Origin of the sequence: Mesorhizobium sp. B264B1B (assembly GCF_020165765.1) — a bacterium.
Lineage (GTDB): Bacteria > Pseudomonadota > Alphaproteobacteria > Rhizobiales > Rhizobiaceae > Mesorhizobium.
Genome location: NZ_JAIUIS010000001.1, coordinates 111099 through 135308 on the forward strand (window position 1 = coordinate 111099; position 24210 = coordinate 135308).

The 24210-nt window shown below is 64.2% G+C and carries 21 protein-coding genes and 1 pseudogene; 12 read left to right on the forward strand and 10 right to left on the reverse strand.

The genetic code is table 11. The features are described from left to right. Positions 1-16 precede the first annotated feature (16 nt). Both LB547_RS00465 and LB547_RS00470 read right to left on the reverse strand, forming a co-directional pair. On the reverse strand, positions 17-889 hold the full coding sequence (locus LB547_RS00465) for a 50S ribosomal protein L11 methyltransferase (RefSeq protein WP_140761199.1): 873 nt from the start codon (positions 887-889) through the stop codon (positions 17-19). Positions 890-899: 10 nt separating this feature from the next. Continuing rightward, the gene (locus LB547_RS00470) at positions 900-1478 is read right to left on the reverse strand and encodes an SCO family protein (protein ID WP_140761196.1); all 579 of its coding nucleotides are present in this window, start codon (positions 1476-1478) and stop codon (positions 900-902) included. Positions 1479-1698: 220 nt separating this feature from the next. Between LB547_RS00470 and LB547_RS00475 the strand changes: the two genes are divergently transcribed. From LB547_RS00475 to LB547_RS00485, 3 genes are all read left to right on the forward strand, one after another. Further along, positions 1699-2202 carry a CreA family protein gene (locus LB547_RS00475; RefSeq protein ID WP_181168350.1) on the forward strand — a complete coding sequence of 168 codons (504 nt, stop codon included), beginning with the start codon at positions 1699-1701 and terminating at the stop codon, positions 2200-2202. A 79-nt stretch (positions 2203-2281) separates the two neighbouring features. Next, positions 2282-2923 (forward strand): DapH/DapD/GlmU-related protein, encoded by a 642-nt coding sequence (locus LB547_RS00480; protein ID WP_140670172.1) that lies wholly within the window; start codon positions 2282-2284, stop codon positions 2921-2923. A 333-nt stretch (positions 2924-3256) separates the two neighbouring features. Beyond that, entirely contained in the window at positions 3257-3697 is a 441-nt protein-coding gene (locus LB547_RS00485) for a low affinity iron permease family protein (protein ID WP_181165307.1), read from the forward strand. Positions 3698-3776: 79 nt separating this feature from the next. Here LB547_RS00485 and LB547_RS00490 read toward each other — a convergent pair whose 3' ends face one another. Then, complete coding sequence (locus LB547_RS00490) at positions 3777-4643, reverse strand: SDR family NAD(P)-dependent oxidoreductase (RefSeq protein WP_140670173.1); 867 nt, start codon at positions 4641-4643, stop codon at positions 3777-3779. A gap of 159 nt (positions 4644-4802) precedes the next feature. Here LB547_RS00490 and LB547_RS00495 point away from each other — a divergent pair, with 159 nt between their 5' ends. Then, positions 4803-5084, forward strand: a complete 282-nt coding sequence (locus LB547_RS00495) for a hypothetical protein (protein ID WP_140557550.1) — start codon at positions 4803-4805, stop codon at positions 5082-5084. Between the two features lie 4 nt (positions 5085-5088). On the opposite strand, the gene LB547_RS00500 is transcribed toward LB547_RS00495, so the two are convergent. Continuing rightward, positions 5089-5664 carry a TMEM175 family protein gene (locus LB547_RS00500; protein ID WP_140495258.1) on the reverse strand — a complete coding sequence of 192 codons (576 nt, stop codon included), beginning with the start codon at positions 5662-5664 and terminating at the stop codon, positions 5089-5091. A gap of 237 nt (positions 5665-5901) precedes the next feature. Here LB547_RS00500 and LB547_RS00505 point away from each other — a divergent pair, with 237 nt between their 5' ends. Together LB547_RS00505 and LB547_RS00510 are read left to right on the forward strand one after the other, a co-directional pair. Next, positions 5902-6306, forward strand: a complete 405-nt coding sequence (locus LB547_RS00505; RefSeq protein WP_140557552.1) for an SH3 domain-containing protein — start codon at positions 5902-5904, stop codon at positions 6304-6306. 190 nt (positions 6307-6496) lie between these two features. Next, positions 6497-7705, forward strand: a complete 1209-nt coding sequence (locus tag LB547_RS00510) for an MFS transporter (RefSeq protein ID WP_140670175.1) — start codon at positions 6497-6499, stop codon at positions 7703-7705. Positions 7706-7717: 12 nt separating this feature from the next. On the opposite strand, the gene LB547_RS00515 is transcribed toward LB547_RS00510, so the two are convergent. Further along, the gene (locus tag LB547_RS00515) at positions 7718-9190 is read right to left on the reverse strand and encodes an MATE family efflux transporter (RefSeq protein WP_140495264.1); all 1473 of its coding nucleotides are present in this window, start codon (positions 9188-9190) and stop codon (positions 7718-7720) included. Between the two features lie 166 nt (positions 9191-9356). After that, positions 9357-10847, reverse strand: a complete 1491-nt coding sequence (locus tag LB547_RS00520; protein ID WP_140761193.1) for an esterase-like activity of phytase family protein — start codon at positions 10845-10847, stop codon at positions 9357-9359. A gap of 312 nt (positions 10848-11159) precedes the next feature. Here LB547_RS00520 and LB547_RS00525 point away from each other — a divergent pair. From LB547_RS00525 to LB547_RS00535, 3 genes and pseudogenes are all read left to right on the forward strand, one after another. After that, positions 11160-13570, forward strand: a pseudogene (locus LB547_RS00525) (GcvT family protein). A 12-nt stretch (positions 13571-13582) separates the two neighbouring features. After that, positions 13583-15136 carry a trimethylamine methyltransferase family protein gene (locus LB547_RS00530; RefSeq protein WP_140623145.1) on the forward strand — a complete coding sequence of 518 codons (1554 nt, stop codon included), beginning with the start codon at positions 13583-13585 and terminating at the stop codon, positions 15134-15136. A 123-nt stretch (positions 15137-15259) separates the two neighbouring features. Continuing rightward, positions 15260-15574, forward strand: coding sequence for a hypothetical protein (locus tag LB547_RS00535; protein WP_140761189.1), 315 nt, complete (start codon positions 15260-15262; stop codon positions 15572-15574). Positions 15575-15760: 186 nt separating this feature from the next. Here the strand turns inward: LB547_RS00535 and LB547_RS00540 are convergent, their stop codons facing one another. Then, positions 15761-18457: an ATP-dependent helicase gene (locus LB547_RS00540; RefSeq protein WP_140761185.1), complete on the reverse strand. Its 2697-nt coding sequence runs from the start codon at positions 18455-18457 to the stop codon at positions 15761-15763. Positions 18458-18639: 182 nt separating this feature from the next. Here LB547_RS00540 and LB547_RS00545 point away from each other — a divergent pair, with 182 nt between their 5' ends. After that, positions 18640-20955 carry a glucose/quinate/shikimate family membrane-bound PQQ-dependent dehydrogenase gene (locus tag LB547_RS00545; protein WP_140761181.1) on the forward strand — a complete coding sequence of 772 codons (2316 nt, stop codon included), beginning with the start codon at positions 18640-18642 and terminating at the stop codon, positions 20953-20955. Positions 20956-20985: 30 nt separating this feature from the next. Here the strand turns inward: LB547_RS00545 and LB547_RS00550 are convergent, their stop codons facing one another. Both LB547_RS00550 and LB547_RS00555 read right to left on the reverse strand, forming a co-directional pair. Next, positions 20986-21420, reverse strand: a complete 435-nt coding sequence (locus LB547_RS00550; protein WP_140516555.1) for a hypothetical protein — start codon at positions 21418-21420, stop codon at positions 20986-20988. A 9-nt stretch (positions 21421-21429) separates the two neighbouring features. After that, on the reverse strand, positions 21430-21579 hold the full coding sequence (locus LB547_RS00555) for a hypothetical protein (protein WP_181165306.1): 150 nt from the start codon (positions 21577-21579) through the stop codon (positions 21430-21432). 243 nt (positions 21580-21822) lie between these two features. Here LB547_RS00555 and LB547_RS00560 point away from each other — a divergent pair, with 243 nt between their 5' ends. Continuing rightward, on the forward strand, positions 21823-22719 hold the full coding sequence (locus LB547_RS00560) for a dienelactone hydrolase family protein (RefSeq protein WP_140761176.1): 897 nt from the start codon (positions 21823-21825) through the stop codon (positions 22717-22719). A gap of 8 nt (positions 22720-22727) precedes the next feature. On the opposite strand, the gene LB547_RS00565 is transcribed toward LB547_RS00560, so the two are convergent. Further along, a complete protein-coding gene (locus LB547_RS00565; protein ID WP_140623152.1) occupies positions 22728-23627 on the reverse strand; it encodes an EamA family transporter in 900 nt (299 codons plus the stop codon). A gap of 89 nt (positions 23628-23716) precedes the next feature. On the opposite strand from LB547_RS00565, the gene LB547_RS00570 reads away from it, so the two are divergent. Further along, entirely contained in the window at positions 23717-24196 is a 480-nt protein-coding gene (locus tag LB547_RS00570; RefSeq protein WP_140761171.1) for an Lrp/AsnC family transcriptional regulator, read from the forward strand. Positions 24197-24210: the final 14 nt, after the last annotated feature.

Consider the following 24210-nt stretch of genomic DNA (forward strand, 5'->3'; position numbering starts at 1 on the left):
GCCAGACGGGGCTGCGTCACCGTTTGAGATGGATCGTCACCCAGCCTTCGCGGTGCAGCGTTCTGACATGGCGAAAGCTCTGGCCGACATAGGCGGACATCACCGCGTCGCGCTGCCGGTCGAGGATGCCTGACAGCACCAGCGAGCCGCCGAGGCTGATGTGTCGCGCCATTTCCGACGCAAGCCGCATCAGCGGCCGCGCCAATATGTTGGCGACGATCAGGTCGAAAGGCGCACGCCTGGCAAAGATCGGATGGTGGAATCCGGGCGCGGTCACCGTCTCCACCAGCGCCTTTACGTGGTTGAGCCGCGCATTGGCGGCGGCAACGCTTACCGCCACCGGATCGATGTCGGTCGCCAGCACGGGAATATGGAAGAGCTTGGCCACAGCGATGGCCAGCACCGCGCTGCCGGTGCCGAGGTCGAGCGCGTTGCGCGGCCGCTCGCGCCGCGTCACCTTTTCCAGCATTTCCAGGCATCCGGCGGTGGTGCCGTGGTGGCCGGTGCCGAAGGCCAGCCCCGCTTCGATCTCGATGGCAAGCTCGCCACTGTGGCGTTTGCGGCGATCATGCGCGCCATGCACGAAGAAACGGCCGGCACGCACCGGTTTCAGCCCTTCCAGCGACCGCGCCACCCAGTCGATATCGGGCAAGGTCTCGCGCTCGACCGGCCTGGACAGGGCTAGCCCTGCCAGAACGTCCTTCACCCGCGCCTCGACCGCATCGACATCGCCGTCGGCATAGAGAGAGACTTCATGAATGTCCGCGTCCTCATCGACCTCCAGCACGGCGATCGGCAAGCCTTCGTCCTCGAAGGCGGCATCGAGGGCGGCGAAAATTTTGGTGGATTCGATCTTGCCGGCGGTGAAATGGAGCCGCGTCTGGGTCATGGATTTCGCATCAGCCCTTGGCCGCGAGGCGTTTGAGCTTTTCCACGGCGGTGTCGGCGCTTTCGCCATAGGCGATCGTGCCGGCGAAATCGCCCTTGCCGTTGAGCAGCAGCACCGAGGCGGTATGGTCCATCGTGTAGTCGCCGTCGCCGGTGTCGACCTTCTTCCAGTAGATGCCGAAGGACTTCGCCATGGCGTGGACCTTGTCCGGGTCGCCCGATATGCCGGTGATGCGGTCAGAGAAATTGCTGACATAGGCGTTCATGACCGCGGGGGTGTCGCGCTCCGGATCGACCGAGACGAAATAGGCATGCAGGTTCTTGCCGTCGTCGCCAAGCGTCTTCAGCCAGCCGGACAGTTCGAACAGCGTGGTCGGGCAGACCTCTGGGCAATGGGTGAAGCCGAAGAAGACGACGCTGGGGTGGCCCCGGAAGGCGGCCTCGGTGATCGGCGTGCCTTTCTGGTCGACCAGCGCAAAGGCGGCACCGAAAGGCTCGCCGCCATAGTGGCCGCGATACCAGTCGAAGGTCAGCCAGCCTATGCCGGCCGCCATCAGGACGAGAATGCCGACCAGTATTGAGCGCATCATCCGCAGGATTCCGTCTTGTAATTTCATCGGCATGCCGGCCATGGCCAGGCAGCCCTCGGTTCGGCGAACAGTCTTAGCGGTTCGACCGGGTACACGCAAAGGTGCCGCGTTGACGCAACCGGCCATGACCTATGCCGGCGTTTTGATCGGGGCCGCCGGCTTGCAATGCAACGTCCTTCGCCCCACCTGAGACCGGCAAACTTGAACCTCGGAGGCTATCTTGCAACGACTGATTGGGCGAAATCTGATCGGCGGCGCCCTGGCCGCGTGCGTTGTCCTTGGCGCCGGTGCCGCAGTCGCCGATGAAGTCGGCAAGGTCGGCGTCGACTGGCTCGGCAACGACATCATCGTCGAAGCGATCAAGGACCCGAAGGTGGACGGCGTCACCTGCCACGTGTCCTATTTCGACCGCGGCATCATCGACCGCCTGCACAAGGGCAACTGGTTCGAGGATCCTTCCGATTCCTCGATTTCGTGCCGCCAGACCGGTCCGATCACCATCGGCGACATCGACATGAGCGAAGGCGGCGAGGAGGTGTTCAAGCAAGGCATCAGCCTGATCTGGAAGAAGCAGGTGGTGAACCGCATCTACGACAAGGCCAACGAGACGCTGATCTACCTCTCGCATTCGCGCCAGGTGCAGAACGGCTCGGCCAAGATGTCGGTCACCACCGTGCCGCTCTACGGCCAGAACGTGGTGTGGACGAAGGGCAAGCCGAAATAGATGTTCTTTCGTGCAATTGACCTGACCGACAATTGCTCCCGGCTTGCGGGAGCTATTGCCCTGACGTAAAGCCGCCCGCATGGACCGTTCCGAAAATCTCGTGCTGAAAGATCCTGAGCCGCGTATCCATCCGACGGCGGAGCTGAAAGCATGCAAGCTCGGTCGCTACGCCTCGATCGGCGAGCGGGTGGTGCTGCGCGAAGTGAGCGTCGGCGATTTTTCCTATTTCGACCGGCACGCCGAGGCGATCTACACGAACATCGGCAAATTCTGCTCGATTGCCGCCAACAGCCGCATCAATGCGCTGGATCATCCGATCGAGCGGCTGACCCAGCACAAGGTCAGCTACCGGCCCAACGAATATTTCCGCTGGCTGGGCGTCGATGCCGCATTCCGCGAACGGCGCCAGGCGAAGGCCGTGAGCATCGGCCATGACGTGTGGATCGGCCACGGCGCCGTCATCATGCCCGGCCTCACCATCGGCAATGGCGCCGTCATCGGTGCCAATGCCGTCGTCACGCATGACGTGCCGCCCTATACGATCGTCGCCGGGGTGCCGGCCAAGCCGCTTCGGCCGCGTTTCGCAGCCGATGTCGCGGCGCGGATCGAGGCTCTCGCCTGGTGGGACTGGCCGGTCGAAAAGCTCGCCAGCGCCGTTCCCGACATGCAGGCCATGACCATCGAGACCTTCCTGGACCGCTGGGAAAATCACGCCGCGTGAGTGACGCCGGCGCGGCTGAAGAGCACGCGCATTTGCGCCAAAGGCGCGCTTCAGGGAACCACTGTGTGAGCGCTCCGGACTGAACCCCTTCCGTCATGCGGGGGTGGCGCAACGGAAGGGGCTGGAGGTAAACCGCTGTGAAGCGGAAGGAACAGGCCTGTTTTGCCTGCACCGTTACTGTGACACCAAACCGATAAATTGTGTTGTCCTTCCGATTCCCTTGATGCGCGCATTCGATTGCGGCGGTTGTATTTCTTTCCGATGGGAACCCGATATGGCCGCCGGTTGTTCTTTCCGGCGTACCGCACGGCGCGGCGCTGTTTGAGGGACCCTATGATCGAGAAGCTCTTCACCAAAATCGCCAACCGGGTAGCCCACCTTGCGGGGCTGTCGCCGACATTCGCACTCTGCTGCCTGATCGTCATCATCTGGGCAGTAAGCGGCCCACTCTTCGCCTTCTCGGACACTTGGCAACTGGTGATCAACACCGGGACGACGATCATCACCTTCCTGATGGTGTTTCTCATCCAAAACACCCAGAATCGAGACGGCGCGGCAATCCAGGCCAAACTGGACGAGTTGATCCGGGTCAGCGAAGCCAAGAACACCTTCATCGGTATCGAGCATCTGACCGAAGCCGAGGTCCAGGAGATCCGTGCCAAATGCGAGCGGGCAGCGAAGCGGCATGACGAGAAAATCGCGGCCGTAGCTGCCAAGAAAGCCGTGGCGTCAAAGAGCAAACCGAAAAAGCAGGTGGCTCGAAGCACCGGCTGAAACCGGTTAACCCCCAAGGGTTCCGTCGTTGCTCGAATGCGACCCGATCCGAACACCGGCTCTCATTTTTCGGACATGCTCATTGCTTCATGAATGCCGCGAAGGCATCCTTGTGGTCGGGGTGCCAGCGCGACAGAGCAGGGCGGTTTTCGATGATGTCGCCGATCGCCCAGGCCATGCGTTTCTCATCCAGCGGACGCGTCACCTCGTTGTCAGGGCACAGGATGTAGAAGTCGCGCTTTGTCAGGGATTCCAGCATGAAATCAATGACCTGTTCGCCGGTCCAGGCGCCGGCCGGCTTCTCGGTCGCACCCTCGGTCAGGCCGGTATAGGTGAAGCCCGGGATCAGCAGATGCGCCGACAGATGGGCACCCGGTTCGTTGCGCAGGGCATGCGCCAGTCCCTCGGTAAAGGTCTTCACGCCGGCCTTGGAGACGTTGTAGGCAAGGTTTCCAGGCGGCGTGGTGATGCCTTGCTTGGAGCCGGTGTTGACGATCAGACCCGGCTGGCGGGCTCCCAGCATGCGGGGCACGAAGGCTTCGACGCCATGCACGACACCCCAGAAATTGATGTCCAGCAGCTGCTTCCAAGCGTCGCGGTTCTCCCACGGCTTGCCCGGGTTGTTGCCGACACCAGCATTGTTCATCAGCAGCGACACATTGCCGAAGACGCCAAAGGCTCTTTCGGCGAGACGATCCACGTCTTGTGCTTTCGAAACGTCGGCGGCGACGGCCAGCACGGCATCGTCGCCGGCGATCGCGGAAACAATACGGGCCGCATCCTCAAGACGCGGGCCGGCGACATCGGCAAGCACGATCTTCATGCCCATGAGAGCCAGCCGCTTCGCGGCGGCAAGACCAATGCCGCTGGCAGCGCCGGTAATGACTGCGGCATTGCCCGAACCAAGCGCGGGCAAAGCGGTCTGGAGTTCTGCGTCGGTCAGCATGGGCGGCGGATTCCTTCTTGCGATGGCGCCGAACTTAGCGCCGGAGCGGGCTGGCGCAAGCCTCCACGCGCCTGGCTGCGCTTCAGCAGCCGGCATGGGCCGGGTTGACCGGTCCAGCCGAGACTGCGCATGGTGCCTCGCAAAAAGGAGATTTCCCGATTGACGGACTGGATCGAAATCCTGAAGCAGCAGACCACCATCGGCGATCAGATGAACCGCGAAGTGCCGCAGATGCTGGCAAACCCCGAGATCAACGAAGCACAGGTGAAGACGCTGTTTTCCGCCTTGGAAAAACAGGCGGATTTCGTCGAGAAGCTGCGCATGGCGCTGGAAAAGTTCGGCCATGACTTTGCGGTCATCAAGGCGGCGGAACGGCTGGAAGAGCGCTACGCCGATCTTGCCGCGTCGGTGGCCGAGAAGCTGAAAGCGATGCGCGAATAGATCCCTATTTTTCGATCACGCGTGCGAAACGCCGGTCCGGCACAAGCCAGACCAGGGCAACCAGTACATAGATCGCGACGCCGATCCACTGGCTGATGAAGGTCAGCGGGATGGCGCAGAGATAGGCGACAAGCGAGATCTTGCCCTTGCGGTCGTTGCCGATCGCCCTGGCAAAGGCCGTATCGTTGCCGTGCAATCGGTGAAGCGTCACGACGAGAATGAAGTAGGCGATGGCGCACAGCGCAAGATCGGCGCCGTAGACGGCGACCGGCACCGGCGCGAAATGGTTTTCGCCCATGAAGGCCGTCGTCACCGGCATCAGCGACAGCCAGAACAGGAGATTGAGGTTCGCCCACAACACGCGGCCGTCGACCCGCTGCACGGTGTGGAACATATTGTGCAAATTGTTCCAGTAAAGGCCGACGTTGATGAAGGACAGCACGTAGCTGAAGAAGATCGGCCATAGCGGCAGCAAGGCCGAGAGATCCTCGCCGTGCGGCACCTTCAGTTCAAGCACCATGATGGTGATGATGATGGCCACGACGCCGTCGGTGAATGCCTCGACCCTGCCTTTGCCCATGATTTGCGCCCTATGTCCGGTGTCGATCGTTGAAGATGCTAAATCGTTAGCTGATGTTGTCAGGCCGATAAACGCCATCCGGGGAATTTCTCAACTATATCAGGGGAAACTCTCCCGCCAGGCCGGCTCGCGGCAATGCTTTGCTGTGGCAAATTGTTGACTTTTCTTGCCACAGTCCTCCATCGAAGACAGCCTCGGCTGAATCACATAAGGCCGAGCGATCGAATGGAGTGACTGATGAGATTTCGATTTCTGCTCTGCCTCGCGACCATTCTGGCCGCCATCCTCGGCACGTCGGCCGCCGCGTTCGCCTACAGCGCCCACACCACCACCAACCTCAACGTGCGCTCCGGGCCCGGGGCGGGATATGCCAAGGTGGGGACGCTGCCAGTCGGCTACAGGGTGAACGTCACCGGCTGCCAGCCGGGTTGGTGCAGAATCCATGGCGGCGGCCTCAGCGGCTGGGCCAGTTCCGGCTATCTCTCGCGGGCCCATGTCGTTCGCCCGCCAGTGATCATCGTGCGCCCGCCGCATCGTCCGCCGCACTGGCAGCATCGGCCGCACCGTCCTCCGCACCATCGCCCGCCGCACAAACCGCGTCCCGGGAAGTGCAAGATCGCACCAGGTTTTTCCTGCAAATAACGGATTTTAGCGGGGTCACACGACAGGATGTCGTGACGGATCGGAACCATCGGCTCCGATTCGGGCCTGTTCAGGCGGCGGGTTTCGGGGCAACGTCCGTCATGCTGTCAGGAGCCCGCCGGCCGGCCGGAACGTCGGGAGTAAGGGCGCGTTAAGGTCGCGATCCCTGAACCGATGAAGAGGTTTGGCCATGGCCATTCGTGACTTGGCGCATACGCGCAACGAAGCAGGCGGCGAGGCTCTCGCAATTCCGGTGGTTGCCACAATGATCGCCGTTCTGTTTGCCGGCAGCACGGTGCTGACGCCGCTGTACATCATCTACAAGCAGCAATTCGGCTTTTCACAGATCACGCTGACGCTGGTCTACGCGGTCTATGTCGTCGGCAATCTCGGCGCCCTGCTGATGTTGGGCGGCGCGTCGGATGTCGTTGGGCGCCGGCCTGCCGCTCTCGCGGCCATGATCGTCGCCGTCGCCAGCGCGCTTGTCTTTCTGTTCGCCAACAATGTCGTTCTGCTCGATGTGGCGCGCGTCCTGAGCGGGCTTGGCATCGGTGTCGGCGCGGGGACCGGAACGGCATGGATCGCCGAGCTTCTCCCCGGCGCTGACAAGGCGCGCGCCAGCGTCATTGCCACCAGCACCAATTTCCTGGGCCTCGGTTTCGGCGCACTCGTTTCGGGACTGTTGGCGCAGTATGAACCGTGGCCCTTGCGCCTGGTCTTCATCGTTTATCTGGCGGCGCTTGTATTCGTCTTCATCCTGGTCTGGCGTACACGCGAAACGGTGGCGGAGCCTGGCGGCCTCGGGCAGATTTCCATGCGGCCGCACTTTGCCGTGCCGGATGAAATCCGCGCGCGCTTCGTCGCGCCGGCGGTGACCGGTTTCGGCGCCATGGCGCTGGTCGGCTTCTATGCCGCGGTGGCGCCAAGCATCCTGGCGCAGCAACTGCACGAGACGAACCATGCTGTCGCCGGTGCGCTGTTCTTCGAATTGGCGATCATCACCGCGCTCAGCATAGTTGCGCTGAAGCAAATGCAGAGCGGCAAGGCCATGCTGGCCGCGCTGACGTTGATGATTCCCAGCATCCTCATGGTGGTGGCGGCGCAGATGCTGGCGTCGATGGCGCTGATGATCGCCGCCACCGCCTGCTGCGGCGTGACGGCCGCACTCGGCTATCGTGGCAGCCTGCAGGTGGTGAACGAGATCGCACCGGAGGATCGCCGCGCCGAAGTGGTATCCAGCTTCTTCATCTGCTGCTTTATCGGCAATGCCTTGCCCGTCATCGGCATCGGCATCATCTCGACCTATGCCAGCCCCATCGCGGCCAGCCTGGCGTTCGCCGCGATGATCATCGTGTTTGCGCTGGTCGCGCTGGGCTTTGGGTTGAAAAACAGGCCTTGAGAGCGGCCAGCTTCAGCCGTTCGGCGTCTCTGGGGAAAAATGCGCGCGCTGGCGCGGCACGCCGAGCCCGGTGTCGGGCGGCTCGCCAGCGGCCGGCCTGTTCTCGATCATGTGCAGGGTGCGCCAGCCGCCGAGACGGTAATAGGCCGCGGCCAGCAGCAGGGAGGTGATCGAGCCGGCGGGGAAACTCCACCACAGCGCCTCCTCGCCGATCACATCGCGCATGAAATAGGCAAAGCCGGTGCGCACGACCAGCACCGAGATCACCAGGATGACCAGCGGCGGCATCACGGCGCCCGTGGCGCGCACGGTGGCGAACAGCACGATGGTGACGCCGAACAGGATGAACGACCAGGATGCGACGTTGTTGATGTGAGCGGCGATGTCTATCGCCGCGCTGTCGCGGCTCAGGAACAGGCTGAGGATCGAGCGATCGAAGACCCATAGAAGTGCCACGAGAGCACCGGTCAGCACCAGGTTGAAGCCGACGCCTGACGCTGCGATGCGGCTGATGCGGTCCCAGCGGCCGGCGCCGACGTTCTGCGCCGCCATCGAGGACACGGCCGCGCCGATGGCGAGCGCGGGCATCTGGATGTAGGTCCATAACTGCGCGGCGATGCCGTAGGCGGCGGCCACCTGCGAACCGTAGGAATTGACGATGCCCATCACCGTCAGGGCCGCGGCCGAAATCACGATCATCTGCAAACCCATCGGCACCCCCTTGAAAACGACGACGCGCAGCAAGGCGGGATCCGGCCGCAGCAGCGCCAGATTGGCGCCGGCCAGACGCAGCGGGTGCTTACGGACATAGAGCACGATCAGGATGGCAATGACGCTCACCGTCTGGCCGACAAGCGTCGAGGTTGCCGAGCCGGCGATGCCGAGCTCTGGAAACGGCCCGATGCCGCGGATGAGCAGTGGGTTCAAGATGATGTCGAGCACGACGGCGAGCGCCATGAAAAAGAACGGCGTTCGCGAATCGCCGGCGCCGCGCAGCACCGTCATCACAAAGGACAGAAGGTTCATCATCGGCACGGCCACGAAGATGATGCGCAAATAGGAGCGCGCCAGCGGCAAGGCGTCGGGCGGTGTGCCGAGCGCGCCCAGAATGGCGTCTACCCAGATCCAGCCGCAGACGGCGAACAGCACCGAGACGAAGAAGAAGAAGGTGGCGCTGGTGCCGACGATGCGGCGCGCCTCGGGTAGGTCGCGGGCGCCGACCGATTGCGCCACCAGTATGGTGGCCGCCATGCCGATGCCGAACACCGTGCCGAGGATGAGGAACAGCACCAGATTGGCATTGGAGGTGGCGGTGAGCGCGGATTCGCCGAGGAAGCGGCCGACCCAGACGGCGTTGACCGAGCCGTTGAGCGATTGCAGCACGTTGGAGCCGAGCACCGGCAGGGCGAACAGCAGGAGCGTGCGCGGAATGGGGCCGCTGGTCAGGTCACCGGTGCGCCGGCGCGCGGGCATCTTTTCATCCATGGCGGCAATCCGGCAAAGCTGGTTCTTTTGAGTCCGGCACGCAGGATACCGCAGGCCCGACCGGGATGCACCCTGGAGAAAGGAGCGATGGCGGGTAAGGCACGCCGTCGTGCATCCGATCATGCTTGTCGGGCCGGAGGCCCGCCTGGCGCCTCCGGCAAGATGCTTACTTCCTGGCGAGGCCGGGAAGCGTGACCTGAAAGACAAGGAACATGGTGTCGACATCGGCGCCGTCCTCGGCCTTGTAGGGCGCGCCGACCTGGAAACCGTCCTGGGCGAGGAAATCGTTGTCGTTGGCGACGAACAGGAAATAGTCGTCGGGCAGCTTCGGATCGAGCACGCTCGCCAGCGACATCGCTTCCCACTTTTCCGAGAGGTTGTCCTTGTCATTGGGCGCGCCATTGTGCAGGTCGAAGCGGGCAAGCTCGGCCTTGTCGTTGATGTCGATGAACGGCGTCAGCCTTGCCGGCGTCCCCGACGGATCGAGCACGCCCTTGGGCGCCACCGGCTTGTCGGCGGCATCGAAGGGACCGCCGGCGATGTCGGTCGCGCCGGAAAGGTCGACAATGTCGATCTTGCGATACAGCGACTCTTCGCCCTTCAGGCCCTGGCCATTGCCGCTGTCGCGCGCCAGCATCAGGAAAGCCGTGTCCGACAGCGCCACGATCTCGCTTTGCGCAGCCACCTTGGTCTTGCCCTTGGCGTCCTTGAACACCGGCAGCGGCACGACATATTCATGTGCCAGCTTGAGATGGGCAAGATCGGAGGCGTCATAGACCAGCGCCCTGGTGTTCTGGCGCGTCGAGGCCGAATCGCCGCCGTCCTGCCGGGTCGCCGACTGCAAAACCGCGATCACGAACTTGCCGTCCGGCGTCATTGCCATGCCTTCGAGGCCCTGATTGTTCTGGCGGCCGGTTTCGGGATCCTTTGGGTCGGGTTCGGCAGCACCTGGGCCCGGATTGTCGGAAGCAAAGTTGGCCGTGCCGTGGCGCATCGGCACGAGCGCGGCCGGAGGCTGGGTCGCCGACATCAGACGGCCGTCGGCGGAGAAGCGGTAGATGTCGGGACCGTATTCGTCGGAGACGAGCATGGTGCCGTCGGGCAGCCGCACGATCGCCTCGTTGTCGAGCGCGAGCTTGCCATTGTCGGCCTGCGGCAGGACAGGCATGTCGCCGGCGGCGGGACGCACGCCGTTCAGCGGGTCGAGACCGCTGGCGTCGGCGCCCTTGTCGTCGGTCAGGAGCATGGTGTCGGCGAGCGTCGCCTTGACGCCGGTCTGCTCCTGGCCGGCCGCGGGCGCGGCACCTGGCGCCACCGGGGCGAACTCGATGTTGATCGTGTTGAGGCGCGGCCGGTAGTCGGTGGTACCGACGACGTTATAACCGCGGTCGGGCAGCAGCCACAGCGAGCCTCTGTAGGTGCCGGCATCATGCGTCCAGCCCGCGGTGTCGATCGACATGCCGGAGCCGGAGCCGAAGGTCTCGCCGAACCTGTCGCGCTGGCCGGCCGGGATGCGGCCAACCCCCACCAGCCCCTTGTTGACGAAACTGGCGCCGCCGACGCTGGCCGAGCTGTCGGCGAAGGCGGGCAGCGAAACGGCCGAGGCCGCCAGCGCGGCGACCAGCAGCCGCAACGAGAATGAGCGTAGATGCGTCATGGATATCCCCTTGATGACAAAGCGCCGGGACGGCGGAATTCTGAGGTTGCCTGGCGGCGGCGAGGCTGCCGCCCTGGAGGGCCGCTTGTGCCCTCGGCAAGCGGTCTAAGGCGCGAACATGATGCTTGCATGACAGTTGGTGACGCATTCGCGTCGGCCCGCCGCGACGCTGCTGGGGAAGTGCGGCCGCGCCAAAAAATCGATCGTTCCGACACAGGTTCGACAGCGTCCAGGAGCTGTTCGTAGTACTAGACACTCATGTACAGTACGTATATGGTTCCGGTTTCGAACAGTCCGTGGAGGAGGGAAGCCTTGAAGTCTCACTACCGCGCAGTCGTCATCGGGGGAGGAGTGGTGGGCGCTTGGTGCTCTATCACCTGGCGCGGTTCGGCTGGTCGGATGTGGCGCTGATCGAGCGCGCCGAACTGACGGCGGGGTCGACTTGGCATGCGGCGGCGGGGTTCCACGCGCTCAATGCCGACCCCAATGTCGCCGCGCTGCAGGATTACACCATCAACCTTTACCGCGAGATCGAGGCCGAATCCGGCCAGGACGTCGGGCTGCACATGACTGGCGGCGTCAACATAGCCAGCGATCCGGCGCGCTGGGAGTGGCTGAAATCGGCCTGGGCGGTATTCCAGTCGGTCGACATCGAGACCGCCCGGCTGGTGACGCCTGACGAGATCAAGGCAATCTGCCCGATCGTCGACGTCACCGGCGTGCTTGGCGGCCTCTACGATTCCAACGAGGGCCATCTCGACCCTTACGGCACGACGCATGCATATGTTGGTGCCGCCAGGAAGCGCGGTGCCGACGTGATCCTGCGCAACCGCGTGGTCGAGCTGAAGGCGCGCGCCGACGGCCATTGGGATGTCGTCACAGAGCAACGCACCATCACCGCCGAGCATGTCGTGAATGCCGGCGGGTTGTGGGCCAAGCAACTCGGCCGCATGGCCGGGGTTGAACTGCCGGTGACGCCGATGGAGCACCATTATTTCGTCACCGAGGACATTCCGGAAGTCGCTGCCCTCGACAAGGAGATCGGCCTGGCCGTCGATCTCGACGGCTTTTCCTATCTGCGGCAGGAGCGCAAGGGCGTGCTGCTCGGCGTCTACGAGCAGAACCCGAAGCACTGGAACATGGACGGCGCGCCGTGGGATTACGGCATCGAGCTCATCCCCGAAGACACCGACCGCATCGGCCCGGAACTTGCCAAGGCGCATGAGCGCTTCCCTTGCCTGGCGACGGCAGGCATCCGCAAATGGGTCAACGGCGCCTTCACCTTCACCCCGGACGGCAATCCGATCGTCGGGCCGGTCCGCGGCCTGAAGAATTACTGGGTCGCCTGCGGCGTCATGGCCGGCTTCAGCCAGGGCGGCGGCGTCGGCAAGTCGCTGGCCGAGTGGATGATTCACGGCGAGCCGCAGGCCGACATTTTCGGCATGGACATCGCCCGCTACGGCGCCTTCGCCGCAAACCGGGAATATCTCAGGCAGACGACGCGACAGTTTTATTCTCGTCGTTTCGTCATGACCTTTCCCAACGAACGGCTGCCTGCGGGCCGGCCGCTGAAACGCCCCGGCGCCTATGACGGCATGAGTGCGGCGGGCTGCGAATGGACGGCTTCCTGGGGGCTGGAAATCCCCGCCTATTTCGCGCCGATGGGATTCCGCGAGGAGACGACGCTCAGGCGCTCCAACGCCTTCGACATCGTCGGTGACGAGGCGCTGCAAGTCCGGCGCGCCGCCGGCCTCATCGATATCTCGGCCTATGCGCGCTACGCGATCACGGGACCGGGCGCGGAGGCCTGGCTCGACAGGCTGCTGGCCTGCAGGCTGCCGAAGGCGGGACAGGCGAGGCTGGCGCCGATGCTCGGGCCGGACGGGCGGCTGAAGGGCGATCTCACCGTCTTCAACTGGGGCAATGGCGACTACTGGCTGATGGGCTCCTACTATCTGCGCGAATTCCACATGCGCTGGTTCGAAGCGCATATGGCTGAAGGCGTTTGCGTCACCGATATTTCAGATGCGATGTCGGGCTTTCTGGTCACCGGCCCCAATGCCAGAAAGATCGTCGAGCGCACGACGCACCAGGACATCTCCCCCAAAGCATTGCCATTCATGGGATGCGGCGAATTCGACATCGGCATGGTGCGGGCAAGGGTGGCTCGCCTCTCCATCGCCGGCGAACTCGGCTTCGAGATCAACTGCCCGGCCACCATGCATGCCACATTGCGCGAAACGCTGCTTGCCGCCGGCGAGGATCTCGGCCTCGCCGAGATTGGCTATTACGCACTCAACGCGCTTCGGCTGGAAAAGAGCTTCGGCATCTGGTCGCGTGAATTCACGCAAGGCTACACGCCCGGCCAGACAGGTCTCGACCGCTTCATTGCTTTCGACAAGGGCGATTTCATTGGCCGCGAGGCGGCGCTGAAGGAACGCAAGGCCGGTGTTGCACGACGGATCGTGACGCTGGAAGTCGATGCCATCGACGCGGACGCCAGCGGCTTCGAGCCGGTCTGGCACGGCGCTCGGCGCGTCGGCTTCGTCACCTCCGGCGGCTTTGGCTACACGATCGGCAAGAGCGTCGCGCTGGCGTTGGTGGATGACGATTTTGCCGAGGAAGGAACGGCGCTTTGCGTGCACATTGTCGGCACCGAGCGGCCGGCGCGTGTCATTCCGGCTTCGCCCTACGATCCCTTGGGCAAGGCGATGCGGCAATGAGGAGGTTTCCGGATGATCGATGACGCGGCACGCGAAGGCAGGCGCGAGCGCCGGCGAGGACGCATCGGCGAGGCCGGCAGCGAGAGCAGCCGCCGGCCCAATTACCGCTCTCTGAAGAACCCATTCCTGCCGCAGCCAATCTTTTCGGACGACCACGTCGCCTCGATCCACGACACGGCGCTGCGCGTGCTGGAAGAGCTGGGCATCAAGGTTCTGCTGCCGCAGGCGCGCGACCTGCTCGCTCGCGCCGGCGCCCTGATCGACCCCGAAACCGACATGGTGCGGATCGGCCGCGACATGGTGGCGGCCGCACTGGCCTCGGCGCCAAAATCGATCCAGACCCATGCCGGTGACCGCTCCCGCGATCTGACGCTGGAACTCGGGTCGATGACCTTCCTGGCAGGGTGCGGCGCGCCGAACGTCACTGACCTCGAACGCGGCCGCCGACCAGGCACACTGGCGGCCTTCGAGGAGTTCATCAAGCTGGTGCAGCATTTCGACGTGCTGCACATGCTGGGACCTTGCGTCGAGCCGCAGGACATCGACAACCGTTTTCGCCACTACGCCGTCAACCGGGCGCAACTGACCCTGTCGGACAAGCTTCCCTTCATCTTCGCGCGCGGCACCCCCCAGGTCGACGACAGTTTCGACATGATCAGGTTGGCGCGCGGGCTGTCCGAGGACGAGTTCCGCTCGGGCGCCCATTGCTACACCGTCATCAACACCAATTCGCCGCGCCAGCTCGACATCCCGATGGCGCAAGGCATCATCGACTTCGCCAGGGCGGGCCAGGTCCTGATCATCACGCCCTTCTGCCTGGCGGGTGCGATGGCCCCGATCACGGTGGCCGGCGCGCTGACGCTGCAGCATGCCGAGGCGCTGGCCGGGTTGACGCTGGCGCAGATCGTGCGGCCGGGCGCTCCTGTCGTCTACGGCTCCTTCTCCTCCAATGTCGACATGAAATCGGGCGCGCCGGCCTTCGGCACGCCGGAGCATATCAAGGCGACGCTCGGAGCCGGCCAACTGGCGCGCTTCACCGGCCTGCCGTGGCGTTCGGGCGGCGGCAGCGCGGCCAACATCTCCGATGCGCAGGCGGCGCATGAGACGCAGTTTGCGCTGTGGGGCTCGGTGCTGGCAGGCGCCACCGTGTGCATCCATGCCGCCGGCTGGCTGGAGGGGGGGCTGAGCGTTTCCTTCGAAAAGCTGGTCACCGACATCGAGGCGTTGCAGACGGTGGCTGAACTGTGCGCCGCCACGCCCGGCGACGACGATGCCATCGGCTTCGAGGCGATCGCCGAAGTGCAGCCCGGCGGCCATTTCTTCTCGGCAGGTCACACCATGGCGCGCTACCGCACCGCTTTCTACGAGCCGCTGGTGGCCGACTGGTCGAATTTCGGCAACTGGACGCAGGCCGGTTCCAAGACCGCAACCGAACGCGCCACCGGTATCTGGAAGCGCATCCTCGCCGATTTCGAGCCGCCGGCGACGGCCATTGCCACGTCGGCTGTGCTCGATGAGTTCATCGCGCGCCGCACCGAACAGGGCGGGGCGGCGCCGGTCTCGTGAGATAGCCTGTTCCTCTCATCGTCCTGAATTGTGGGTGCGATCCGGAACCTGCTGCACCTCTCATGCATTCATGGCACGGCCGGTGCCTGCTCGCATTGCGAGCCATTGAGGGAGGACGACCACATGGGTTTCGAGCAGTACCACGAACCGCCCGAAGAATTGTCGCAGGAGGTGCGAACCTTCGCCCGCATGATCACCTCGCTGATCGAGGAAGCGGAAGCGATCTCCTGGTATGAACAGCGCATGTCGGTGGAGAAGGACCCGCAGGCCCGCGCCATCATGAAGAACGCGCAAGGCGAGGAGTTCAAGCATTTCGGCATGGACCTCGAATTCCTGCTGCGTCGGAAGCAGGACTGGCGCGCGGAACTGAAGGAAATCCTGTTCATCACCGGCGATATCGTCAAGGCTGGCGAGGCGGGCGAGAAGAAGGTGGATTGAGCGGTCCGGTCCGGGTGGTTACCGAAAGTTCCTTTCACTCCGGACGTCCACGCTATTGGAATTGATTCCAATCAATTTTAGCTGTGAAATCGCAAATATAATTAGCATCAAAATCTACTTCGATTTTCACAAGAAAACCTCAGGATTTTTCGGCCAGCTCCTTACCCGAGCCAGTGTCCATTTTTCTCACACCGCCGCGACAAATCCGTCCAGCACGCGTTTCTGGCCGGCTTTGTCGAAGTCGATGGTCAGCTTGTTGCCCTCGATGGCCGCGATGTTGCCGTTGCCGAATTTCTGGTGGAAGACGCGGTCGCCGACGTTGAACGGAGACGGTGTGTCGGCGACGGATTTGGCGACCAGTTCGCCGTCGATGGTGCGGCCCTTGATCGAGGTGCGGCCGGCGCCGTAGCCGCTGTCGGTCTCGCCATAGCCGATGCGCTCGACCTGGTGGCCGGAGCGCGAGCCCCAGTTGCGATCGGTCGCCTCGGTGCGGTTCTGCTGCGCCCGCTGCCAGCCCGGCGTGGCGTAGCTGTTGGAGAAGGCGCCGGATTTTTCGGCGCCGACATTGTCGAACCGCGAGGCGCCATAGGGGTTCTGTCTTCCTGCCCCCTGGCCGCCTCGGCCGGAAGCGAACGAGCCGCCGCCATAGGAATTGCCGTAGCCGCCATAGGAGTTGCCGCTTTCGGCGACTTCGACATGGGTTTCAGGCAGTTCGTCGAGGAAGCGGGAGGGAATCGTCGATTGCCACAGGCCGTGGATGCGGCGGTTGGAGACGAACCAGATGTGCAGGTTCTTCTTGGCGCGGGTCACGCCGACATAGGCCAGCCGGCGCTCTTCCTCCAGGCCGGAACGGCCGCCTTCGTCCAGCGCGCGCTGGTGCGGGAACAGGCCTTCCTCCCAACCCGGGAGAAAAACGGTCTCGAACTCGAGGCCTTTGGCCGAATGCAGCGTCATGATGTTAACGGCGTCGAGTTCGGCGTTCTGTTCGGCATCCATGACCAAAGCGACATGTTCGAGGAAGGAGCGCAGCGATTCGTACTCCTCCATGGAGCGGATCAGCTCCTTGAGGTTTTCCAGCCGGCCAGGCGCCTCGACCGAACGGTCGTTCTTCCACATGTCGGTGTAGCCGCTCTCTTCCAGGATGGTCTCGGCGAGCTCAGTATGCGGCGTGGTTTCCAGCGCCTTCTGCCAGCGTTCGAAATTGGCGGCGACCTCGCGCAATGCGGCGCGCGGCTTGGGCTTCAATTCATCGCTCTCGGCGAGCTTGGCAGCGGCTTCCAGCATCGGTACACGCAGCGCGCGGGCCGTGTCGTGGATCTGACGGATGGTGGTTTCGCCGAGGCCGCGCTTGGGCACATTGACGATGCGCTCGAAGGCGAGATCGTCGGCGCCTTGCGCGACGACGCGGAAGAAGGCAAGCGCGTCGCGGATCTCCATGCGCTCATAGAAGCGCGGGCCGCCAATGACGCGGTAGTTGAGACCGAGCGTGACGAAGCGGTCCTCGAACTCGCGCATCTGGAAGGACGCCCGCACCAGGATCGCCATGTCGTTGAGATTGTGCTTCTGGCGCTGATAAGCCTCGATGGTCTCGCCGACAGCGCGTGCTTCCTCCTCGGAATCCCAGGCGGCGTGGACGTTGACCTTGCCGTCCTCGGGATCGTCGCGATCGGTGAACAGCGTCTTGCCGAAGCGGCCTTCATTGTGGGCGATGAGGTGCGAAGCGGCGCCGAGGATATGCGCGGTGGAACGATAATTGCGCTCCAGCCGGATGATGGTGGCGCCGGGAAAATCCTTGTCGAAGCGCAGGATGTTGTCGACCTCCGCGCCGCGCCAGCCATAGATCGACTGGTCGTCGTCGCCGACGCAGCAGATGTTTACTTTGTTTTCGCTCACGGGCTGTTCCGCGCCTGCCGGCGCGGGCCCGACCCCTCTTTTCTGCGCGCCTTCGGCGTCGCGGGAGGGGCCTCGCGAAGGCTCGGACGCCCGGTCGGGCTTGCGGCCTTCGGCCGAATGCAAATCCGTAGACGTCGCGCTACGCCCGCTATTTGGCCGCTGTGCCAGGAGCCGCAGCCACATGTATTGCGCGGTGTTGGTGTCCTGGTACTCGTCGACCAGGATGTATCTGAACCGCTTGTGATACTCCTTCAGCACGTCCGGATTGGCGCGGAAGATGCGGATAGGGTGGCAGAGCAGATCGCCGAAATCGCAGGCGTTCAGCGTCTGCAGGCGCTCCTGATAGGCCTTGTAGAGCTCGCGGCCCTTGCCGTTGGCGAAACTGCGCGCATCGCCCTCGGCGATATCGGCCGGGCCTTGCCCCTTGTTCTTCCAGCCGTCGATCATCTGCGCGAACTGCTTGGCCGGCCAGCGCTTGTCGTCGAGGCCCTCGGCCTGGATCAATTGCTTGATCAGCCGCACGACGTCGTCGGTGTCGAGGATGGTGAAGTCGGATTTCAGCCCGGCAAGCTCGGCGTGCCTGCGCAGGAGCTTGACGCCGATCGAGTGGAAGGTACCGAGCCAGGGCATGCCCTCGACATTGCCTTCGCCGATCAGGATGCCTATGCGCTGCTTCATCTCGCGCGCGGCCTTGTTGGTGAAGGTCACGGCCAGGATCTGCGAGGGAAAGGCTTTTCCGGTCGCCAGGATGTGGGCGATGCGGGTGGTCAAGACGCGCGTCTTGCCGGTGCCGGCGCCGGCCAGCACCAGAACGGGACCTTCGGTGGTTTCCACCGCCAGCCGCTGCTCGGGGTTCAACCCCTTGAGATAGTCGGGCGCGTTGTTGTGGCCGCTGCGGGCAGCCATGGCGCGCGCGGCGATGCCCGACGGGGCGGTGGGCCGCGCATCGGGTTCATCGAAAAAGGGCATGTCTTCGGAAAAGCCGGACATCGCCCCCGAATGTAGTGATTCGGCGGAGAAAGACCAGAACTGTCTACGTTTTGTTCCACCCCTGATTGTTTCCGGCCTGCTTGACAGGCAGGGCGGGTGAGGGAAAGCTGCGCAAAGGGCAGGGAGGGGATCCTGTTGCCCACGGCCGCCTCGAGGCGCGCAACAGTCGAAGGAGTATCATCTTGGCTGTCACCATCACCTCCCTCATTCTCCTCCTCATCGGCCTCGCGCTTGGCGCCGGCGGCATCTGGTTGGCTTCACTGGGAGGCAGCTGGTACTACATCATATCAGGCATCGCCTTCCTCATCGCCGCATGGCTGCTCTACCGGCGCAGATCCACCGCGCTCTGGCTCTACGCCGCGATCGTGCTGGGCACGCTTGCCTGGGCGGTCTGGGAAATCGGCTTCGACTGGTGGGAACTCGGGCCGCGCGGCGGCATCATCGTGCTCGTCGCGTTGTGGCTGCTGACGCCGTGGGCGAGGCGGGGCCTTGTTGGTCCCGATGGCCGCGCGCCGCTCATTCTCGCCGTGTTGGCGTCGCTGGCGGTCGCCGGCTATTCAATGACGACCGATCCCAAGGATATTGCCGGCAATCTCGACACCGACAAGGTGACCCCGGCGGCCGATCTCGGCGGCGACATACCTGCCGGCGAATGGCACTTCTACGGCCGTACGCCCTATGGCCAGCGCTATTCGCCGCTCGACCAGATCACGCCGGAGAACGTCGCCAACCTGCAGCCGGCCTGGACTTATCGCACCGGCGATGTGAAAGGTCCCGACGACGTCGGTGAGACCACCTATCAGGTGACGCCGCTGAAGATCGCCGATACGCTCTACATCTGCACGCCGCACAATTTCGCCATCGCCATCGACGCCGCCACGGGCAAGGAGAAGTGGCGCTACGATCCCCAGGTCAAGCTCGACAAGGACCGCCAGCACCAGACCTGCCGCGGCGTCTCGTATTACGCCGATGCCAAGATCGGTGCCGGGCAGCCTTGCGCCGCGCGTGTCTACCTGCCGACTTCGGATGCGCGGCTGATCGCGCTCGACGCCGCCAACGGTCAGGTCTGTCAGGCGTTTGCCGAAGGCGGTACGCTGAACCTTCTGACCGGCATGCCTTATCCCAAGTCCGGCTATTACTATTCGACATCGGCGCCGCTGATATCAGGCGACAAGATCATCGTCGGCGGCGCCGTCAACGACAATTATTCCACGCAGGAGCCCTCCGGCGTCATCCGCGCCTTCGATGCCTCCACGGGCGCGCTGATCTGGAACTGGGATTCCGGCAATCCCGAGCAGACCACGCCGCTGGCGGCAGGCCAGACCTACACCGCCAATTCGCCCAACATGTGGTCGACGCCGAGTGCCGACGAAAAGCTCGGCCTGCTCTACATACCGCTCGGCAACCAGACGCCGGACCAGCTCGGCGCCGGCCGCAGCGCCAATGTCGAGAAATTCTCCTCCTCGATCACCGCGCTCGACCTCAATACGGGGCAATTGAAATGGGTGCGCCAGACCGTGCACCATGACCTGTGGGACATGGATGTGCCGGCGCAGCCGAGCCTTGTCGACATCACCAAGACCGACGGAACGGTCGTGCCGGCGCTGGTCGGGCCGACCAAGCAGGGCGACCTCTACGTGCTCGACCGGCGCACCGGCGAGCCGGTCATCCCGGTCAAGGAAGTGCCGGCGCCCGGCGGCGCCATCGAAGGCGACCACACATCGCCCACGCAGCCGGTGTCGGACCTTTCCTTCAATCCGCCGCCGCTGACCGATGCCGACATGTGGGGCATCACCATGTTCGACCAGCTGGCGTGCCGGATTGCGTTGCACAGGCTGCGCTATGAGGGCCGCTACACGCCGCCATCGCTGCAGGGCACGCTGGTCTATCCCGGCAATTTCGGCGTCTTCAACTGGGGCGGCGTGGCGGTCGATCCGGTCCGGCAGGTGCTGTTCGGCATGCCGACCTATCTCGCCTTCACCTCCAGGCTTGTGCCCCGCGCGGACGTGCCGCCGCCAGGCGACGCCAAGGGCAGCGAGCAGGGGCTGAACCGAAATGACGGCGCTCCTTATGCGGTGGTGATGGGACCGTTCCTGTCGCCGCTCGGCATTCCGTGCCAGGCGCCGCCATGGGGCTATGTCGCCGGAGCCGACCTCAGGACCGGACAGATCGTCTACAAGCACAGGAACGGCACGGTCTATGACATGACGCCGCTGCCTTTGCCGCTGAAGGTCGGCGTGCCCGGCATTGGCGGGCCGATGATCACCGCCGGCGGGGTGGCTTTCCTCGGCGCCGCGGTCGACGACTACCTGCGCGCCTACGACCTGACCTCAGGCAGGCAGCTCTGGCAGGCGCGCCTGCCAGCCGGCGGGCAATCGACGCCGATGACCTACACGGTGGCTGACGGGCGCCAGTTCGTGGTCATCGTCGCCGGCGGCCATGGCTCGGTCGGCACCAAGCCCGGCGATTATGTAATGGCATACGCACTGCCGAAGTAAGGAACGGGTTCGGTCCCGCAGGATCGCGCCCTAGCTGATTCCGAGATGGCTCTTCAGGCTTGGCACCGAGCCGAGCACTTCATTGGTGAGGTCAGGCCCGGCGGCGGCTTCGGCCTGCTGGATCAGCGTGGCGCCGGCCTGCCTGATCTGCGCCATGTCGAGGCCGGAAGCCTTGAGCGCGGCGACGCCGTTGATCAGTGCGCCGGCCTTTTCGCCGAGAACACCGCCCAGCGCGCCTTGCAGCGACGACAGCAGGCCACCACCGCCGGCCGCGCCGGCGGCCATGACGTCGTATTGGCGGGCGAGATCATCGGCGCCGGGAATCTTGGCGAAGAAACCCGAAACCTTGGTGCCTTCCGCCTCGTGCTCCAGCACCGAGAAGATGGTGCCGACGACTTTCTCGGTCGTTGCCTGGTCGAGGCCCGCCTTTTGCGAGACGGTGTTGACGATATCCTGGACGTTCATGGTCTCACCTCAAATTTGGGATTTCGGGTCCGGGCGGCGGTCCCGGCCGATGCGAAGCTCGATCATCGACCGCCTGCCTGCGTCCACAAGCCGGAAGCGTAATGCCTGAGCGGCAGCCAGGGCAAGGACGAACGCGCTGGTGAGGATAGGCACGATCATCGGCGGGTGTCCTTCTGGTCGGGACGGGATGGGACGGGCATCGGTAGCACGCAGCTTCCCTTACCATTGTGGCAGTGCCGGCAGGATTTATCGGCGATGACCAAAAAGTGATGGGGCGGGCGCCGGCGTTGCCGGCTTCACTGGCTGCGGCCGATGCTTGCCGCTGCGCTCATCCAGGCTGGACCGGGCCGGCCGCGCCCCTATCTAGCTCCGGTGTTGAAGCCTGAAGCCGAGGAATGCGCCATGACCAAAGCAGCCGCCAGACCAGCAAAGCCTGGGATCACCCAGGCGATGATCGACGCCTATGACGAATACACGCATCTGACACTCGATCGCCGCCGCTTCATGGAGCAACTGACCCGGCTTGCGGGATCCGGGGCGGCGGCCGCGGCGATCGCGCCGATGCTGGCTGCCAACTCTGCCCAAGCGGCCATCGTCGCCGAGAACGATCCCCGCGTGAAAGGCCAGGACATCACCTATCCCGGCGCCGGCGGCGAGATGAAGGGCTATCTGGTCAAGCCGGCGGACCAGGCGGGCAAGCTCGGCACCGTCATCGTCATCCACGAAAACAGGGGGCTCAACCCGCATATACGCGACGTCGCCCGGCGCGTGGCGCTGGAGGGCTTCGTGGCGCTCGCTCCGGATTTCCTGTCGCCGCTCGGCGAGACGCCCGCCGACGAGGACAAGGCGCGCGACATGTTCACCAAGCTGGATCCGGCGCAGACCGTCGCCAATGGCGTCGCGACGGTGGCTTTCCTCAAGGCCGACAAGGACGGCAACGGCAAGGTCGGTGTCGTCGGTTTCTGCTGGGGCGGCGGCACGGCCAACATGCTCGCCGTGAACGCGCCTGATCTGGCGGCAAGTGTCGCCTATTACGGCATGCAGCCGAAGGCCGCGGACGTTTCCAAGATAAAGGCGGCGCTGCTGCTGCACTATGCCGGATTGGACGAACGGACCAATGCCGGCATCGACGCCTTCAAGAAGGAACTCGATGCCGCGCATGTCGAATACACGGTCTATGTCTATGAAGGCGCCAATCACGCCTTCAACAATGACACTTCGGCAGCGCGCTATGACAAGAAGGCGGCTGATCTCGCCTGGGGCCGGACCGTCGCCTTCCTGAAGGAGAAACTGGCTTAGCGGAGGATCTACTGCGTGCTCGCAGGCCTATGCAAGGCGACGCCGGCCACCACCAGCGCAATACCGATGCAGTCGCTGATGCCGGGGATCTGGCGCAGCACGAGAATGCCGATCAGCGTCGCGGTGACTGGCAGCAGCGACAGCATCAGCGCGAAGCTCGACCGCGGCAGCCGCGCCATGGCGAGCTGGTCGCAGATATAGGGGATGACCGAGGAGCAGATGCCGACGCCGATGGCCGCCAGCAGCAGCGGCGCGGAGAAAAAGGCGGGCAACGCGTCGGTGAGGCCGATCGGCAGCACGACCAGGAAGGCCACGGCCATGGCGGCGCCGAGCCCGGCAATGCCGCCGCCGGCGCCTGAAGCGGCGACGCGGTGGCCAAGCACGATATAGCCCACAAACAGCGCGCCGTTGAGGAAGGCCCAGAACAGGCCGATGGGATCGCTGGACCATTTGACGTCGATCAGCAGCAAGGTGCCGGCCACGGCGACGGCAAGGGCAGCGAGATTGCGCGCGCTTCGGAGACCGACCAGCGCGACGCCGATGGTGCCGACGAATTCGATCGCGGCCACCAGCGAAATCGGCAGGCGGTCGAGCGCCAGATAGAAGGAGCAGTTCATCACTGCCAGACAGACGCCGAAGGCGAGCAGCAGCAGCCGTGTCGACCGATCGGCCTGGGCGAAGGTTCGCCACGGACGCGTCAGCGGCGCGAAGATCAACGCGGCGGTGGCGATGCGCAGCCAGGCCATGCCAAGCACGCTGATCTGCGCAAACAAAAGCACGGCGAAGGCAGGGCCGAGATAGTGGAACACGGCGCTGACGCAGAACCAGACATGCGGCGGCAGCGATGTCGGCAGGCTGGTAAAGGCCGCACCTGTGGGCGAGGTTTGGACTTGCGTCCGATCGTTCATCGGATCAGTATCGCAGGTATTTTTTCCGTCTGATATGGGTAGTGGTCGTTCAGGGACCTCGGTCGCTTTCCGGATGCAAGGAGTTTTTGATGAAGCGCCTTCGAAACGAAAATCTCGACCTCGATGCGGTCGATCTGAAGATCCTGCGCCTGCTGGAAAAAGATGCGCGCGCCAGCACGGCCGAGCTGGCACGCGCCGTCGGCCTGTCGGCGCCGAGCGTGTCCGAGCGCATCAAGCAGCTTCAGGAGAGCGGCGTCATCGAAGCCTATTGCGTGCGGATCAATCCGGCGGCGCTTGGTCTGAACCTGTCGGCATGGCTGCGCATCAGGCCGGTGCCGGGGCAGCTCGCCGTCGTGGCCGAGATCATCCGCGACCTACCCGAGATCACGCAATGCGACCGGGTAACCGGCGAGGACTGTTTCATCGCGCTCGCGCATGTCGGCTCAATGGCCGAACTCGAACGGGTGATCGACCGCATCATTCCCTACGCGATGACCAACACGGCGATCATCCAGTCATCGCCGGTGGTGGCGCGCTCGCCGCTGGCGGCGATCAGGCGACAGGGTTGAGGTCAAACCCCTGG

Coding starts and splice junctions, on each gene's coding strand:
- LB547_RS00535 (WP_140761189.1), top strand. CDS start 15,260: ATGGGTTTCGAGCAGTACCACGAACCGCCCGAAGAATTGTCGCAGGAG.
- LB547_RS00500 (WP_140495258.1), bottom strand. CDS start 5,664: ATGGGCAAAGGCAGGGTCGAGGCATTCACCGACGGCGTCGTGGCCATC.
- LB547_RS00565 (WP_140623152.1), bottom strand. CDS start 23,627: ATGAACGATCGGACGCAAGTCCAAACCTCGCCCACAGGTGCGGCCTTT.
- LB547_RS00485 (WP_181165307.1), top strand. CDS start 3,257: ATGATCGAGAAGCTCTTCACCAAAATCGCCAACCGGGTAGCCCACCTT.
- LB547_RS00520 (WP_140761193.1), bottom strand. CDS start 10,847: ATGACGCATCTACGCTCATTCTCGTTGCGGCTGCTGGTCGCCGCGCTG.
- LB547_RS00530 (WP_140623145.1), top strand. CDS start 13,583: ATGATCGATGACGCGGCACGCGAAGGCAGGCGCGAGCGCCGGCGAGGA.
- LB547_RS00555 (WP_181165306.1), bottom strand. CDS start 21,579: ATGATCGTGCCTATCCTCACCAGCGCGTTCGTCCTTGCCCTGGCTGCC.
- LB547_RS00515 (WP_140495264.1), bottom strand. CDS start 9,190: ATGGATGAAAAGATGCCCGCGCGCCGGCGCACCGGTGACCTGACCAGC.
- LB547_RS00465 (WP_140761199.1), bottom strand. CDS start 889: ATGACCCAGACGCGGCTCCATTTCACCGCCGGCAAGATCGAATCCACC.
- LB547_RS00470 (WP_140761196.1), bottom strand. CDS start 1,478: ATGATGCGCTCAATACTGGTCGGCATTCTCGTCCTGATGGCGGCCGGC.
- LB547_RS00505 (WP_140557552.1), top strand. CDS start 5,902: ATGAGATTTCGATTTCTGCTCTGCCTCGCGACCATTCTGGCCGCCATC.
- LB547_RS00490 (WP_140670173.1), bottom strand. CDS start 4,643: ATGCTGACCGACGCAGAACTCCAGACCGCTTTGCCCGCGCTTGGTTCG.
- LB547_RS00570 (WP_140761171.1), top strand. CDS start 23,717: ATGAAGCGCCTTCGAAACGAAAATCTCGACCTCGATGCGGTCGATCTG.
- LB547_RS00550 (WP_140516555.1), bottom strand. CDS start 21,420: ATGAACGTCCAGGATATCGTCAACACCGTCTCGCAAAAGGCGGGCCTC.
- LB547_RS00560 (WP_140761176.1), top strand. CDS start 21,823: ATGACCAAAGCAGCCGCCAGACCAGCAAAGCCTGGGATCACCCAGGCG.
- LB547_RS00540 (WP_140761185.1), bottom strand. CDS start 18,457: ATGTCCGGCTTTTCCGAAGACATGCCCTTTTTCGATGAACCCGATGCG.
- LB547_RS00510 (WP_140670175.1), top strand. CDS start 6,497: ATGGCCATTCGTGACTTGGCGCATACGCGCAACGAAGCAGGCGGCGAG.
- LB547_RS00480 (WP_140670172.1), top strand. CDS start 2,282: ATGGACCGTTCCGAAAATCTCGTGCTGAAAGATCCTGAGCCGCGTATC.